The organism is Cyanobacterium aponinum PCC 10605, assembly GCF_000317675.1.
In the GTDB taxonomy this organism is placed as follows: domain Bacteria; phylum Cyanobacteriota; class Cyanobacteriia; order Cyanobacteriales; family Cyanobacteriaceae; genus PCC-10605.
The window spans coordinates 1,836,377-1,852,288 of sequence record NC_019776.1 but is presented as its reverse complement, the minus strand read 5'-3'; the positions used below and the strand labels follow the sequence as shown (position 1 = coordinate 1,852,288).

The window sequence follows — 15,912 nt, the reverse complement described above, 5'->3', positions numbered from 1 at the left end:
CCTTACGGGAAATTTCTTTTTTATCTTGTAGTTATTTAAATTAACTTTGAGACACTTTTAAAAATTTAATTCTTTGATAAACAAGAGCTAGAGATTTTGATTTTGTTTCATTCTCTATTTAAAACGACTTTAACTCCAAACTCAAATTATTGTCTTTTGCCCCTTTCATTTTCAACTTTGCCTGTTGCCTTTTCCCTATTCCCTTGTCTTAATTCCAGTTACTCGTTGCCCTTTTGATTTATTGATGTTGGGATTTAAGTTTTTCTTTTTCCCATGATAAAGTTTGTTCTAACTCCTGTAATTCTTCTCGTCTTGTTTCCACTTCTAAGCGAATACGAGTTAAATCTTGACTCTGAGAAGTCAACTCTTGACGCCACTTTTCCAGCCTTGCCTCTTCTTCAGGTATATTTATATTTATATTACTGCGAAAATTCCCTTCAATTAAATATTCTTTGAGTAAATTTAAAATCCAGTCTTTGGCTGATTGACAACGTAAAATCTGTCCTTGATTATTTAATTCCACTAACAATAATAATCCCTCTTTAAAATTATCATCATCATTATCTAAAGGGATATATTGATTGTTGCAAAAAGTCCATTGTAATTTAGACTCCTCCACAGCAAGAAGATTTAATAAAAATTTTCCTGTGTCAGTATCTCTAATAACTTCGGCTAAATGCAACATCTTTGATAATCAATTTAGGGTTTAGGTTTTTGGGGGAAATAGAGGCTTAGGGTGTTGGGGTTTTTGGGGATTAGGGAAGACGAGTTCGAGGTTCGGGGTTTTTAATTATTAACTATTTACCTTTGCCCTCCCCCCTCTTGAGGAGGTATAAAGGGGGGTTTGCCCTTTGCCCCTTGCCCTTTTAACTTTGTCTTTTTCCCTTTACTCTAATTATTTTAGTAATTCTAGGCGTTTTTGTAAGATTTCTCCCTGAATTTTGCTTTCTGCTAAGGCATTACGAGCATTTTCGATAATGTCATTGGGTGCTTTATTAACAAAATTAGGATTGTTTAAACGTCCTTCTAAGGATTTAACTTCCCCTTCAATTTTAGAGAGTTTTTTCTCTAGTTTTGCCGTTAGTTTCTCGATGTCGATTATACCTTCTAAAGGAATCAAAATTTGAATTGTACCTACTACAGAAGCGATCGCTTTTGAAACTTCATCGGTTAAACTGTCAGTTATAGTTAAATTCTCGACTTTTGCTAATTCTATGATATAGTTTTGAGTTTGTTGCAAAATCTGCCTTTCTTCAGGGTTTTCTGATTGTAGAATGGCGTTAACTTTTACTCCTGGTTTAATTTCTGCTTCCGCACGAAGATTACGAATAGCGCGTATTGTCTCGAAAAGAAGACTAAAGCTAGTTTCCAATTCTTCATCGATGAGAGTGGTAAAGGTAGGGGTAATAACTGAGGGAGTTTCTTCCGTTTCTATCTTAATTAAAGAGTCATTTTTTTGAATATTACCGAATATCTCTTCTTTAAAGTTGGCTAACCATTGCAAAGTTTCCTGTCTTTTCTCCACAAAGATGAAATTTTGATAGATAAACCATCCCGTATAACCTAAACCAATTAGGCGTAAGAAAGGAGAAAGTAAGGGAAAATCATGGATAGCGGTGGTAATAGAGGAAATCAATTGAATAACTACTAATACCAAAAATGCGATCGCAACTACGGTAAAAGGTTGTTGATATTTTCTCAGGAAACTGCTAATTTGTTCGGGTAATTGATCTAATAAACTTACTACTTGATGACCTAATTTAACGATAGTGCCTTCCTCGGTATTTTCAAAACTGATAAGGGAAGGTTGAGTCATTTTTTGAATAGTAGTTAACTCCATCAATTCATCTACCACAGGTAAAGATTGCAGAGCTAGACTATCATCGCTATTTTGAGTTAAAGTGTGCCAAATTTCCTCGGTGATGTGAGGCATGAAAGGATGTAACAATTTGAGGATACCTTCTAAAACATAAGCAAGGGTTTGTTGTGCTACTTTACGGGAAGCAGAATCTTTATCTTGCCATAAACGAGTTTTCACTAACTCGATATACCAGTCGCAAAAATCACCCCAAATAAACTCGTATAATCCCTTTGCCGCTTCCCCTAATCCGTAATTATCAAGATATGTTTCAGTTTCTTTGACAATTTGATTAAAACGTGATATTATCCAGCGATCGCATCCTTCTAGTTGAGTTAAATTAGGATAGCCCAATTGGGCGGGGGTTTTACCATCTAAATTCATCAACACAAAACGCGCCGCATTCCATAACTTGTTGGCAAAATTACGGGAGGCTTCTACCGACTCGGATTCATCGGTTTTACGGTTATATTGTAAACTAATATCTTGCCCCGCACCAGCTACTTCACGGATTAAAGTGTATCTTAAGGCATCTGTACCGTATTTATTGCATAAAAGTAAAGGATCAATGCCATTATTGGCGGATTTTGACATTTTTTTGCCATTTTCATCCCTTACCAAACCATGAATATAAACGTCCTTAAAAGGCATCTTACCAGTAAAGTGACCTGACATCATCGTCATACGGGCAACCCAGAAAAAGATAATATCAAATCCCGTCACCATAGTGGTATTGGGGAAGTAAGTATTAAAATCATCGGTATTGTTAGGCCATCCCATGGTAGAAAAAGGCCACAACCCAGAAGAAAACCAAGTATCTAATACATCTGGATCTTGAGTTAAAATAATATCCTCACCATATTTTTCAACAGCTTTGTCCCTCGCACTTTTTTCATCATGTGCCACAACAAAAGGAGTCTCATCGGTAATTTCCCCATTAGTTAAACTGGTAACATACCAAGCAGGAATTTGATGTCCCCACCACAGTTGTCGAGAGATACACCAGTCTTGTAATTTAACTAACCAATCACGATAGACTTTTTCCCATCTTTCAGGCACAAAATGAGGGGATTGATTATCGTCTAATTCTGCTAAGGCTTTTTTGGCTAAGGGTTCGATTTTCACAAACCATTGAGTTGACAGTAAAGGTTCAACAGGTACTTTACCTCGATCGCTGTATGGTACACTATGACGATAATCTTCAACTTTGACTAAAAATCCTTCTTCCTCTAGTCGTTTCACCACATTCTTACGCGCGACAAAGCGATCCTGTCCTGCAAATTCTCCTCCTTCTTCATTAATTGACCCATCTTTATTTAAGATATTAATGAAAGGTAGATCATGACGTTTACCTATTTGAAAATCATTATAGTCGTGGGCTGGTGTCACTTTAACACATCCTGTACCAAAAGCGCGATCGACAAATTCATCAGCAATAATGGGAATCTGACGATTAGTAATAGGCAAAGTAACGGTTTTACCAATTAAATCTTGATAACGCTCATCATAGGGATTTACTGCCACGGCGGTATCCCCTAACATCGTTTCAGGGCGAGTGGTAGCAACCTCTACATATCCATCCCCTTCCGTTAAAGGATAACGAAAATGCCATAAATGTCCATCAACTTCCTTATTTTCTACCTCTAAATCAGACACCGCCGATTGAGATTCTGGACACCAATTCACCATATATTGACCACGATAAATCAATCCTTCTTCATACAGTTGCACAAAAGCAGTTTTTACCGCATCACATAAATTCTCATCGAGGGTGAATCTTTCCCTACTCCAGTCAGCAGATAACCCCAATCGCTGTAACTGATTAACAATAGTGCCTCCTGATTGATGGCGCCATTCCCAAGCCTTTTCTAAAAACTTTTCTCTACCTAAATCGTAACGGGTTTTACCTTCGGCTTTGAGTTGCTTTTCAATGATTGTCTGTACCGCAATACTAGCATGATCTGTACCGGGTAAACAAAGGGTATTTCTTCCTTTCATACGGTTATAACGCACAAGGGTATCAATCAAGGAAGTATTAAAAGCATGACCCATGTGTAGAGTGCCTGTAACATTTGGAGGAGGAATTACGATCGCATAAGTTTCTCCTCCCTTATCGGGATTAGCTTTAAAGGTTTCTTTTTCTTGCCAAAATTTTTGCCACTTTGCTTCTGTTATCTGAGGATCATATTGAGGAGGTAAGATGGTTTCGGGTGTAGTCATAATAATAGAATTTTTTTAGTTAAATATAAATATTTATCTATTGTGATCTTATTTATTTTCCCACAGATTAACTCTCAAAACTTACCAAATCAACATAAAAAAACCCACTCGATTGAACGAGCGGGAAAATAATTTTTATTTTTTTATTTACACTTACTATTCGTTTAAAGGATATTAGAAAGTGAAAGTGGTTCTTAATGTACCGATGATCTGATCGTCATTTTGTCCTTGATTTGTGGAATTAACCCAAATTACACCGGGAGTCAATGAGATATTGTCAGTTAACTGATACTTGTAGAAAGCCTCTACGTGAACAGGAAGAGTGGTACTAGAAACACGAACACGACGAGAGTTACCAGCCGCATCAGTGATGAAGTAAGTAGGAGAAGCATTATAGGGTTGAACACCAGCAAAGATACCTAAAACACTTCCTTCTTTACCTAAATCAGGGAATGCAAAACCACCGCCATAGGTCCAGATGTCATCATTTCCACGACCAATTCTGGTTACGTTAGAATAGTTGAAGAAGGCACTGAAGCTGATAGAGTCAGTGATACGCCATGCAAATTGGCTTCCGTAAGAATTGACAATTTTATCTTTCTGATCAACCGTTGCTCCGGGGAAACGACTCTGAAAACGTTCATTAAGAGCAGATGCACTTTGGTTAGCGAATGTTGTACCAACAATTCCTGCAGTACCGCCACCACCAAATAAAGCAGTATCAGCTTTTTGGAACGCATTAACGTAGGTAAAACCTAAAGCAACAGTATCACTGAGGTTAAAGTTTAATTGGCTTAATAAAGCATAGTCACCATTGAAAATACCTTCACCGTCAGCAGGAGAAGCGGCACTACTTGCACCACCAGCAAGATAACCTACGGTTAAAGTGCTAGGTCCGAGTAAACCTTCTAAGAAACCTAATTGATAACTTAAACCGGCACCAGAACCACCACCAATACGATAGATGGGGTTTTCAGAAGCAAAGGTACTTAACGCACCATTACCACCGTCATAATCTTCAAAGAAAGGATTGAGAGTAGGAGTGTAGTCGCTGTGAATACCACCAAAAGCGGCTAAGTAGGCTTGAATTTGTGAATCTTTACCTAATTTGATAGGAGCATAGTATGCTAACCAGTCAACTAAAACATCATTTCCAGAACCGGGATAGAGGTTGAAGGTTTGATTTGTAGTACCACTACTTCCAGAAGTTGGGACGTTAGTAATAGGTAAGCCACCTGTTCTGTAGCGGTTAGTACCTGTGGTATTAAATGCTCCAAAATTTCCAGCAGATAAACGGGTAACAAGGTTGTCTTCCCCTGTGAAACTGGTATTTAAAGCTAAACGAACACGATTACCTAAAATAGCTTGGTTACCATCTTCAAAGGCTTGAGTTAAAGCAATGATTACTTCCCCTTGTAACTTAGTAGTTGTAGAGAACTGATGATCTTCTAAGAATGCAACTCTGCCTTCTAAGTTATCAACTCTTGCACCCAATGCCGCTAACTCAGCTTCAAACTCAGACATTAAGCGTTTTAGTTTTTCAATGTCTTCTCTTAATACTGATTCGCTAGAAGCAATTAAACGTTCCATTTGTTGCATACAAGCGTTTAAACCAGCCGCAAATTCATAACGACTTAATGCTCTGTTTCCTCTATAGGTACGATCGGGATAACCAACGATACAACCGTAGCGTTCAACAAGGCTTCTTAACGCTTCAAATGCCCAATCAGTAGGAGATACGTCTCTTAACTGAGAAACACTGGTTACTTGATCTTGAGAGGTAACTCCGCCCTCTGCACCGTAACTATCTAATTGATTAATAATTTGAGTGTTACTATCGTTATTAGCTTGGGCTAAATTGATTTCTTCACCAGCTTTAGCGGGAGAATTTGCTAATAAACTGGCTCCTACGATGATAGGAGTAACTGTAATAGATTGCCAAAAGTTTTTTTTCATTGTTGAGCTTCCTCACACCTTAATTTATTGGAAGTTAATAATCTGCCCTCAAAGAGCTAGATAGATTTTTGTTTATTTCTGAATATCATATTAGCATGAAAAATTTATTGTTCACTAAAATTTTAATCATTTTGTTAAGGTATCTTAACTTTTACTTAATATTATTTTATTTCCCATAGATTTCTCCGAATAGTACGAAAAAGCATTTTTATCCCTATTATTTTTACGGTTATTAGAATAAATGGATAGGAGAAAAAGTAAATATAACCGAAGAAAAATCCTACTAAATTAATTTATTCTTAAGTTAGAGAAACATGACATAAGATACCAGCCTAAATTGCACATTCCTGCTGAATAACTGAGGTTGTGTCAATTACATTGATTCAAATGTAAAAAATACGGATTTTGTTGTAGTTAAAATCTTCCCTTGAAAAGAGTTTTGATTCCTAGAGGCAAAACTTTAAGTATTTTCGATAATGTCCCATAAAGAAAGAGCCCCAAGAAGTTAACTAGGCTGACCTACTAACTTGCTGGAACTCTCTCTTTAATTTTTTTATAAGGGCATTTAAATTATCAGACTTCTGACTGCTGGAAGGAATGGTTTAAAAAATGCTTATAACTCAATATTTGTTAGTCAAATAGATGTATAAGTATATTTAAAAACTAAACAGCTCCAGCACACAGCCGAATCTGAGAACCTAAAGACCCCACGAAATTACTACTACTATCTATCATGGGCATCACCTCCTGTTTCCCTTAACGGCTTTAAAATTTTGTTTGATTTAATTGTAGATCATGATTCTTGGAAATGGCAAGAGTGTTTTTTTATTTTACAGATTTTTAATTGAAATTCAATTCCTAACCCTTAATTCCTTAATACCACTGGACATTTTATCTTCAACTAAAGATTGCTCAAGATTATGTTAGTTAATCTGTGAGAAAATAATGCTTTTAGCCTATCCAAAACTCAGGTTATTTTAATTTGCCCGATCGCAATATACTAACGATAAGCCAAATACCGAGAAAAGTGGCGGCGGCAAAAAGAATATTACTGATAAAGATAAGTTGAGCAGTGGTTGCCCCAGTGGAAATAATTGCGGCACCCATAGTCAGAGAACCAACTACTATGCTAAAAGATAATCTGTTAGCAGAATCGTCTAAACTACGCCTTAAACCTTCTAATTCTCTAAGTTGAAGTTTCCATTGGAAAGTTTCTGAACTTAGTCTATCTAAGATTACATCTATTTGACGGGGCGATCGCAAACTAATTGCTTTTAAATCTAAGACTGTCCTAAATAAAGTTTGGAAGGGAGTATCACCAATTAACTGACGACGGAATAAATCGGTAATTAAGGGCTTTATTTCTGCAAGAAGGTTAATTTCGGGGTTAAACTTACGAGCGACACCTTCTAAATTAGCTAAACTCTTGGCATATAATCCCATATTGCCGGGGAGTTTGATTTTATTCCGACGAGAAACGTCTAACACTTCGTAGAATACTTCACTGAAATTCAATTGAGATAAACTGAGATTATAGTATTTTCTCAGCATACGACTATAATCATTTTCCAGTTGGGCTAAATTAGTTTTGTAGCTATTGCTTTCTGATAACTCAAGAGTCAATTGGGCACATCTTTGAGCATCTATATCAACGATTGCTAAAAGCATTTCCGTCAATAGTTGCTGAGTACGAGGGTCAAGTCTGCCAATCATCCCACAGTCAATTATTCCTAATCTGCCATCACTCAAATAGAATATATTACCGGGATGAGGATCAGCATGAAAAAAACCATCTATAAAAATTTGCTGAAAAAATGCTCTAAATAATAAGGTACTAATTTCTTGTCTTTTTTTGCTGTCAGGAGCTATGTCAGCGTCTAAGATTGGTTTACCGTCAAGCCACTCCATTAATAAAACTTTCTCAGTGGTAAACTCCCAATATATTTGCGGAATTTCTAATTGTTTACTATCAAACCAATTACTATTGCTAAGGTTCAATCTGAGTTTATCGGTAAATTGTGCTTCTTGGCGAAAATCTAACTCTGCTTGTACTGCTTTTGTAAACTCATCAGCTAAAGTAACCACATCATAATCATTGCCAAAGTCTGTGAGTGCAACTATTTCAGCAATACTTTTAATCAAATTTATATCCTGATTGACGATTCTTTCTATGTCTGGGCGTTGAACCTTAATCGCAACTTCTTCACCAGTAACAAGAGTTGCTTTATGTATCTGTGCGATCGAACCTGCAGCGATAGGATTATGATTTATATCAGCAAAAATTTTATCTAGGGGTTGATTTAATTGCTCCATCAAAGTTTTTTCAATGAGTCCCCAAGGCACTGGTGGTACTTGGGCTTGAAGGGCTGTCAGAGCCTCTATATATTGAGGAGGTAATAAATCTGGACGAGTACTTAATAGTTGTCCAAACTTGACATAAAAAGGACCTAACTCTACTAAAATTTTACGTAGTACCTCCGGTGGTGGAAGTTGAGGGCGATCTGATTTTCCCCCTGTCAAAACACTACGCATATAATCCCAACCATTACCTAAAACAATTTCTACAATTTCTCTTTGACGAGTACTGGTTTGAGTTAAGGAAAACATAATTGATGTATATTAGTCTTTGGATTTATAATTAATACTAATACTTTAAAGACAAACTTCTGAATTTTATTTTCGTGTTGACAGCAAATTAAATTAACTATTTCACCGTTTTTCTTAAACTAATTTATACTATTATACTATTAAAAAACCTCCTATTGATTCATAGCTCCATGATGACCTCCACAGAACTAATCGTTAAAATTTCTTCTCAACTTTGGTTAAAACTTTACTCTTTGTCAACCCACGTCCCTATTGACTTTGTTAAAAATTTCTCGGAGTTAATCAATCAAAAAGATTCTCAAGATAAAATAAAATTATTCTTCCCTAATAAATATCAAAAAATTGCCCTCTTTTTTTCCGATAGTAATATTTGCATATCCAGCTTTTTAGTAGAAAATAATGGGAAATGCGTTGTCAAAATAGTAGATATTATTTCCGTTAATAATCTAGCTAAAAAAATAGAAAATTTTATCGATAATAATTCAGAATTTTCTAAATATATAGAAATATTTTTTGATTCTAATCAGTTCAGTTACTCAGAGCAAATAATCGGTACCGTTGACCCGAGAGAACAGATAAACATAGAATATTTTTCTTTTAGCAAAGATGATTTTTCCGCTAAATATATTTTTTCCTCAACCAAAGGAAGTAGTAATTTGGTTATTTTATCTCCTCAACAAGAAGAAATAATTACTAAAAGTCCTCATTTTCCCGCTATTATTACGGGTCATAAAGGTACAGGAAAAACCACTACAGCCCTCTATTCTGCTCTAATAGAAGAGGGAAAGCTAGAAGAAGATTTACCAAAAAAAATACTGTTTTTAACTAAAAGTAAATCAGATGCTCAAAAATATCAAAAGATTAGTCAAAAAATAGTTAGTGATAATAATATTAACTTTACTAATTATCTTCATTTAGGGAAAAATATTATAGAAAAATATCCCCTAATTTTTAACTATAAATTTCTATCCCAAAGACAGGTTACTTTTTATAAATTTTATGAGGAGTTTTTTAAGAGTCAACAAGTAATTTCCCTTAATCCAGAGTATTTGTGGGAAGAAATCAGGATACTAATAAAAGGCTCATTTAAAAGTATTAGGGGGGAAAATAATCTACTTAGTCTTAAAGAATACCTAGCTTTAACAAATCAAAGTGTTTTTCCGTCAAATTCAGATTTTAATTTCATTTATAATTTAGCAACCTATTATCAAGAATGGCTAATTTCGCAAAACTATTGGGATGAATTAGATTTGACTCAATATTTACTGCGTCAATTACCTAGCAATTATCAGGGAGATTTTGATGTTGTTTATATTGATGGAGTGGAAAATTTTTCAGAATTACAAACACAATTTATATTAAAGTTACTAAAAATAAAATCCAATGATGATTATTTACCACAAATATTTTTTGTGGGGGATAACGATAATTATTTGAAAGTTAATAACCAAAGTTGGAATAGATTAAAAAAGATTTTAATTAATTGTTTTCACAAATTACCTCAGTGGGCAAAAATTAGAGAATTAATTGAAAATACTGAGTTAAATGGTAGCTTTTTATATAATAAAAATATAGTTAATCTTCAATCGAAAATAGCTAGCATAGCGGGGATTTCTCTCAATCATAAATCATGGATTCAATCCTTTAATAAACCTTTAGTCATTTCAGAAATAAACTCGGAATTTATCATAAATAAATCATCTCTCAATATTGATAGTGCGATTATTGTATTTAGCGAAGCAGAAAAAGCAAGATTACAAAATATTTTTTCTCAAGATAGTGAAAGAATCATTAGCTTTAATGAAGTAGATAGCTTAGATTTTGAAGAAGTTTTAATTTGGAAGCCTTTTGATAGTAATAATGACATTTTTAATTCTCAGATTGGTAGCTTATATGATTGTAATAATCCAACAGTGTATAAGCAAGACTTAATATATTTATGTTCTAATTTAGGAAGAAAACAGGTATATTTTTATGATGATACTTTTGACAGTATCTGGAATGAGTCTGAGATTAATCAAACGCTAGAAATCGGTTATGAAACTGAACTAGAATCAATGTTTAATAGAAAATATAGTTCGGATCAAGAAATACATATTGCTGATAAATATTTAGAGTTAGGGAATAATAAAAGTTATCAAATAGCAGAGCAAATTTACAATCTTTATCAAGACGAATTTGGGTTAAACAAAGTTAATGCTCTTTGGGAAGAGAAAAAGGGAAATTATGGTAAAGCAGGGGATATTTGGAATAAAGTAGGTCTTTTTGATTATGCGATTAATTGCTGGAATGAAGTTGATCATAAATTATGGTTAGCTAAATGGTCTGTTTTGGATAATGAAGAGTGGCAAAAAAGAGGATTATATTTTGAGAAAATTAATAATTATAAATTAGCAAAATTATGTTATGAAAAAGGTAATGATTTTGAAGGAAAATTAAGATGTTTAGCACGGGATAATCAATGGGAATTAGCAGGTGATGAATGTTTGGAAAGAAACCTATTAGAAAGAGCAAATGAATATTATGATTTAGCGGATAAATTTTATCGTCAATCAGAACAAATGAAGTTGGCGATAAAAATGTGGACAAAGCTAGGTCAATGGAAAAAAATTGCGTTAATTTGGGAAGAGTTAAATCAATGGGAAAAAGCAGGTAATTGTTGGCAAAAAGATGGAGATATAGAAAGGGCGGCAAATTGTTGGCAAAAAGCACAAAAATGGACGGAAGCACAAAAATGTTGGGAAGAATTGGGAAATTGGCGAGAGTTAGCTTTATCTTATGAACATGAAGAAAAATGGATTTCTGCGGCTCAAACATGGCTAAAAATTACGGAAATGGAAAAAGCCGCTTTATGTTATCAAAAAGGAAATCAATGGGATTTAGCCGAGAGTATCTGGCAGAAATTAGGATATTGGGGTTTTGTTGCGATCGCACTTCAACAACAAAATAAATGGGAAGAAGCGGCACAGGCTTGGAGTAAAACAAACCCAAATGAATTACAAGGACTATGTTATGAGCAATCAGAAAAATGGGATCAAGCAGAAAAAGCGTGGTTAGAAGCCAAAAATTGGTATAGAAGTATTCTAGCTGGTGAAAAACAAGGAAAATGGCAAGAAGCGGCTGAAAGTTGGGAAAATTTGGGAGAATGGCAAAAAGCAGGAGAAGCATGGGAAAAAATTAATCAGTTGGAAAAAGCCGCCCTTTGTTTTGAAGAAGGAGAATTATGGCATTTAGCTCAAAAACATTGGCAAACCTTGCAAAAAAGCGATCGCCTCGCTGAAAACCTCGAAAAACAAGAAAAATGGCAAGAATCTGCCCAAGAGTGGGAAAAATTGCAAGAATGGGAAAAAGCAGGAAGAGCATGGCAACAAATAGGAGAGAAAGAAAAAGCCGCCCTTTGTTTTGAAAACGGGGAATTGTGGCACTTAGCAGAGGATTGTTGGCAGGAATTGGAAAATTGGGAAAAACTAGAGTATGTTTGTAAAAAACAAGGCTCATGGCAAAAAGCCGCTCTGGATTGGTTGAAAGTTAATCAATTTGAAAAAGCCGCCCTTTGTTATGAACAATGCGACAATTGGCAAAAAGCCGCTCAATACTGGGCTCGTGCGGCACAGCAAAACCCCTCGGGAGTGCAAAATTGGGAAAAAAGTGCCAATGCTTATGAACAATTACAAGAATGGGAAAAAGCCGCTGAAAATTACCTTAAAGCAAGCAATCATGAGAAAGCAGGTTTATGTTATGAAAAATGCAAACATTGGGAAAAAGCCGAAGAATGTTGGCGTAAATCGTGGAAATGGGAAAAATTAGCCCTTGTTTGCGAACATCAACAAAAATGGGAAGAAGCGGGAAAAGCATGGTTTTCCATTAAAGAAATAGAAAAAGCAGGTTTATGTTATGAAAAAGCCGAAAATTGGCAAAAAGCCGAGGATTGTTGGCGACAATTAAATAATTGGCAAAGGTTAGCAATGGTTTGTGAGAATCAACAGCAATGGGAAGAAGCCGCACAACTGTGGCAATTTTTAAGTGAATGGCAAAAAGCGGCTTTAGCCTGTTTAAAAATGGATGATTTGGAAACTGCGATAAAATACTATGAGAAGGGAGGTTATACTCAGGAAGCAGAAATTTGCCGTCAAAAACTAAATAGTTAATAGTTATTAATTACTTCTTCCTTCTTCCTACTTCTGACTTCTAGCCTCATTATTAATTATTAATTTTTAATTCTTTAGATATGACATTAGAACAATTATTAATCAGTAAATTTCAAACATTATCACCCCACAGAAAGCAAGAATTGCTAGATTTTGCGGAATTTTTAGCTCAAAAATCTGACTCCCAATCTCAAGGAAAATTGTCTAACAATAAAACCACAATAAGGGGTTTATGGAAAGATGTTGTGGTAACAGATGAGGATTTAGATGAAGCAAAAAAAGCAGTATTTAAGAATATTTCAGAGTGGGATTAATAACAGTATGATTACTTATGTAGTTGACACTCATGCTCTAGCTTGGTTTATTAGTGAAGATGAAAGATTATCTTGTAAAGCTAAAGAAATTTTGACTCAGGCTGAAAATGGAGAAGTTAAGGTATTAATCCCTACCTTGGTAATGGCAGAACTTACTCATATTGCTGAAAAAGGAAAAGTAAAGATTATAATCGAAGAATTACTAGATAAGATTAATCAAGGAGATGGTTTTAGTATCGTTGGTTTTGATTTTGTAATTTTTCAACAAATGCTAATTCTCCCTAAACATTGGGATATTCATGATCGCATTATTGCCGCAACAGCCAGTTATTATCAATCAACATTAATTACTAGAGATCAAATTTTAGGGAATTTTCCCAATCTCAAAACTATTTGGGAGTAAAAAGAATAAACCTGAAAGCCTTTCAAGTTATTAATAAGTCAAATTGAGATAAAATAGAACAGCTAGATAATCAGAATTATTCTTAGATAAAATAACTGACTAATGGATATTAAAAACGGCTTCGTTGGTACTATTGGCAACACTCCTTTAATCCGTCTTAATAGCTTCAGCGAAGAAACAGGATGCGAAATTTTAGGCAAAGCTGAATTTTTGAACCCCGGCGGTTCAGTTAAAGATAGAGCGGCATTATATATTATTCAAGAGGCAGAAAAACAAGGATTACTTAAGCCCGGAGGTACGGTGGTAGAAGGTACGGCGGGAAATACGGGTATCGGTTTGGCTCATATTTGCAATGCGAAGGGATATAAATGTGTAATTGTCATTCCTGAAACTCAATCTCAAGAAAAAATGGATTTGTTACGTACTTTAGGGGCTGAGGTTAGGGCTGTTCCAGCTGTGCCTTATAAAGATCCCAATAATTATGTTAAGTTATCGGGTAGGATTGCAGAAGAAATGGATAACGCAATCTGGGCAAATCAATTTGATAATTTAGCTAATCGTCAAGCCCACTATGAAACAACAGGAAAAGAAATTTGGCAACAAACTGATGGTAAAGTTGATGGTTGGGTTGCGGCAACAGGCACTGGAGGAACCTTTGCGGGGGTATCTTTGTTTCTAAAGGAAAAAAATCCTAATATTCAGTGCGTTTTGGCTGATCCTATGGGTAGTGGTTTGTACAGTTACGTCAAAACAGGGGAAATAAAAATTGAGGGTAATTCTATTACTGAAGGTATTGGTAATAGTCGCATTACCGCTAATATGGAAGGTGTACCCATTGATGATGCGGTACAAATCCACGACAATGAAGCCTTAAGAGTTATTTATCAGTTACTCTATAAAGAAGGTTTATTTATGGGCGGTTCTGTGGGTATAAATGTAGCAGGTGCGATCGCACTTGCCAAACAACTAGGCCCCGGACATACCATTGTGACAGTTTTATGTGATGGTGGGGCTCGTTATCAATCCCGTCTTTATAATCCTCAGTGGCTTAAGTCTAAGGGCTTAACTATTCCTCAATTCTAGGCAATTAATTTATTCTATTAAACTACAACATTATGCAATTTATTCGTCAACAAATTATTCCTTTTATTACGATCGCGATCGCACTTTTTGCCTTAGTGGCAGTCACAGCCCGTAGTTTTATTGCTACAGATTTAGCAGAACCTGCCCCGATAGAAACGATTACGGGGAGTTCGGAGAGTTCGCCTTCGGCTCTTACACTCCCTTCGGTCGTGAACGGAGTTCGGAGTTCGGAGTTAAGATAAAAAAAGGGCAATGGGCGATGGGCAAGAGGCAAAAGGCAATAGGCAATGGTAAATAGTGGATAGTGAATAGTTGATAATTAAGAATTAAAAACTCCGAACACTTATTACTTATTTATTATTTATTACTTATTATTTATTACTGGTTTCCCCCTCTCACCCCTTCCCTTTATCTCCCCATCTCCTCCTCACCCGCCACCTGACACTTTTTCCTAACCGATAATTTACACAACGAGCAGTAAGAGAGCCAAAGTTATTTTTCTATTTTTCAATCTGCTTCATTAAAGTAGCCATTTCCAAAGCATTCATGGCATAATTCCATCCTAAATTACTTTTTATTCCCGCTCTTTCTAAAGCCTGTTGCATTGTGTCTGTGGTGACAATTCCGAAAACAATCGGCACACCAGTATTTAAACCAACAGAAGCAATTCCCTTGGCCGCTTCATTGCAAACATAGTCAAAATGGGGGGTATCTCCTCTAATAACTGCCCCTAAACAGATAATGGCATCATAACGCCCTGTAAGAGCTAATTTTTTGGCAACTAAAGACACCTCAAAACTACCCGGCACCCAAGCATAATCTACCTGATTTCCTTCTGGGTTTATATCCACTCCATGCCTTTTCAAACAATCTTGACAGCCAGATAATAACTTATTCGTAATTAAATCATTGAAACGTCCTATGACTAATGCAAAACGTAGATTTGATGTATCTTGAAAATTTCCTTCAAAAATTGCCATGTTTACCAGTAAATATTTTTGTCTAATTTGGTGAGCAAAAATACTCATTTTTTTGATTGAATTTGGATTTTGCCCACCGAGTTAAATTTTGTCTTAATTCTTAATATTTCTTAACAAAAAGTGAAATTAAACCACGAAAAAGTTTAAGACAGCAACAGCAACCACTAGGGCTAACCAGATGCCAGAACCTAAGTATAATAAGGGCTTAGACTGCTCCCAGTTTTGTGGGGAAGCATAAGCAACAGGCACATAAACGATCATTAAGAAAGAAAAAAGCACTAGCGCGGTTAATACTAATTGGAATATAACTCCCATTTTCTTAATCTCCTAAAAATATATTTTT

11 protein-coding genes are annotated in these 15,912 nt (G+C 35.4%); 5 read left to right on the top strand and 6 right to left on the bottom strand.

Annotated elements, in window-relative coordinates; all coding sequences use genetic code 11:
• Positions 1-238: 238 nt before the first annotated feature.
• The 4 genes from CYAN10605_RS07715 to CYAN10605_RS07700 form a co-directional block, all read right to left on the bottom strand.
• Positions 239-685 carry an HmpF-related protein gene (locus CYAN10605_RS07715; protein WP_015219377.1) on the bottom strand — a complete coding sequence of 149 codons (447 nt, stop codon included), beginning with the start codon at positions 683-685 and terminating at the stop codon, positions 239-241.
• 210 nt (positions 686-895) lie between these two features.
• Complete coding sequence (locus CYAN10605_RS07710) at positions 896-4,078, bottom strand: valine--tRNA ligase (RefSeq protein ID WP_015219376.1); 3,183 nt, start codon at positions 4,076-4,078, stop codon at positions 896-898.
• Positions 4,079-4,252: 174 nt separating this feature from the next.
• A complete protein-coding gene (locus CYAN10605_RS07705) occupies positions 4,253-6,034 on the bottom strand; it encodes an iron uptake porin (protein ID WP_015219375.1) in 1,782 nt (593 codons plus the stop codon).
• 972 nt (positions 6,035-7,006) lie between these two features.
• Complete coding sequence (locus tag CYAN10605_RS07700; protein ID WP_015219374.1) at positions 7,007-8,641, bottom strand: ABC1 kinase family protein; 1,635 nt, start codon at positions 8,639-8,641, stop codon at positions 7,007-7,009.
• 170 nt (positions 8,642-8,811) lie between these two features.
• On the opposite strand from CYAN10605_RS07700, the gene CYAN10605_RS07695 reads away from it, so the two are divergent.
• The 5 genes from CYAN10605_RS07695 to CYAN10605_RS07675 all read left to right on the top strand — a co-directional run bounded on the left by CYAN10605_RS07695 (position 8,812) and on the right by CYAN10605_RS07675 (position 14,831).
• On the top strand, positions 8,812-12,789 hold the full coding sequence (locus CYAN10605_RS07695; RefSeq protein ID WP_015219373.1) for a tetratricopeptide repeat protein: 3,978 nt from the start codon (positions 8,812-8,814) through the stop codon (positions 12,787-12,789).
• An 80-nt stretch (positions 12,790-12,869) separates the two neighbouring features.
• Entirely contained in the window at positions 12,870-13,103 is a 234-nt protein-coding gene (locus CYAN10605_RS07690) for a DUF2281 domain-containing protein (protein WP_015219372.1), read from the top strand.
• Between the two features lie 7 nt (positions 13,104-13,110).
• Positions 13,111-13,506: a type II toxin-antitoxin system VapC family toxin gene (locus CYAN10605_RS07685; RefSeq protein ID WP_015219371.1), complete on the top strand. Its 396-nt coding sequence runs from the start codon at positions 13,111-13,113 to the stop codon at positions 13,504-13,506.
• 102 nt (positions 13,507-13,608) lie between these two features.
• Entirely contained in the window at positions 13,609-14,589 is a 981-nt protein-coding gene (locus CYAN10605_RS07680) for a cysteine synthase A (protein ID WP_015219370.1), read from the top strand.
• Between the two features lie 32 nt (positions 14,590-14,621).
• On the top strand, positions 14,622-14,831 hold the full coding sequence (locus tag CYAN10605_RS07675; protein ID WP_015219369.1) for a DUF8624 family small hydrophobic protein: 210 nt from the start codon (positions 14,622-14,624) through the stop codon (positions 14,829-14,831).
• A 258-nt stretch (positions 14,832-15,089) separates the two neighbouring features.
• Here CYAN10605_RS07675 and ribH read toward each other — a convergent pair whose 3' ends face one another.
• Together ribH and psbZ are read right to left on the bottom strand one after the other, a co-directional pair.
• Complete coding sequence (ribH, locus tag CYAN10605_RS07670) at positions 15,090-15,569, bottom strand: 6,7-dimethyl-8-ribityllumazine synthase (protein WP_041922740.1); 480 nt, start codon at positions 15,567-15,569, stop codon at positions 15,090-15,092.
• A 126-nt stretch (positions 15,570-15,695) separates the two neighbouring features.
• Complete coding sequence (gene psbZ / locus CYAN10605_RS07665) at positions 15,696-15,884, bottom strand: photosystem II reaction center protein PsbZ (protein WP_015219367.1); 189 nt, start codon at positions 15,882-15,884, stop codon at positions 15,696-15,698.
• Positions 15,885-15,912 lie beyond the last annotated feature (28 nt).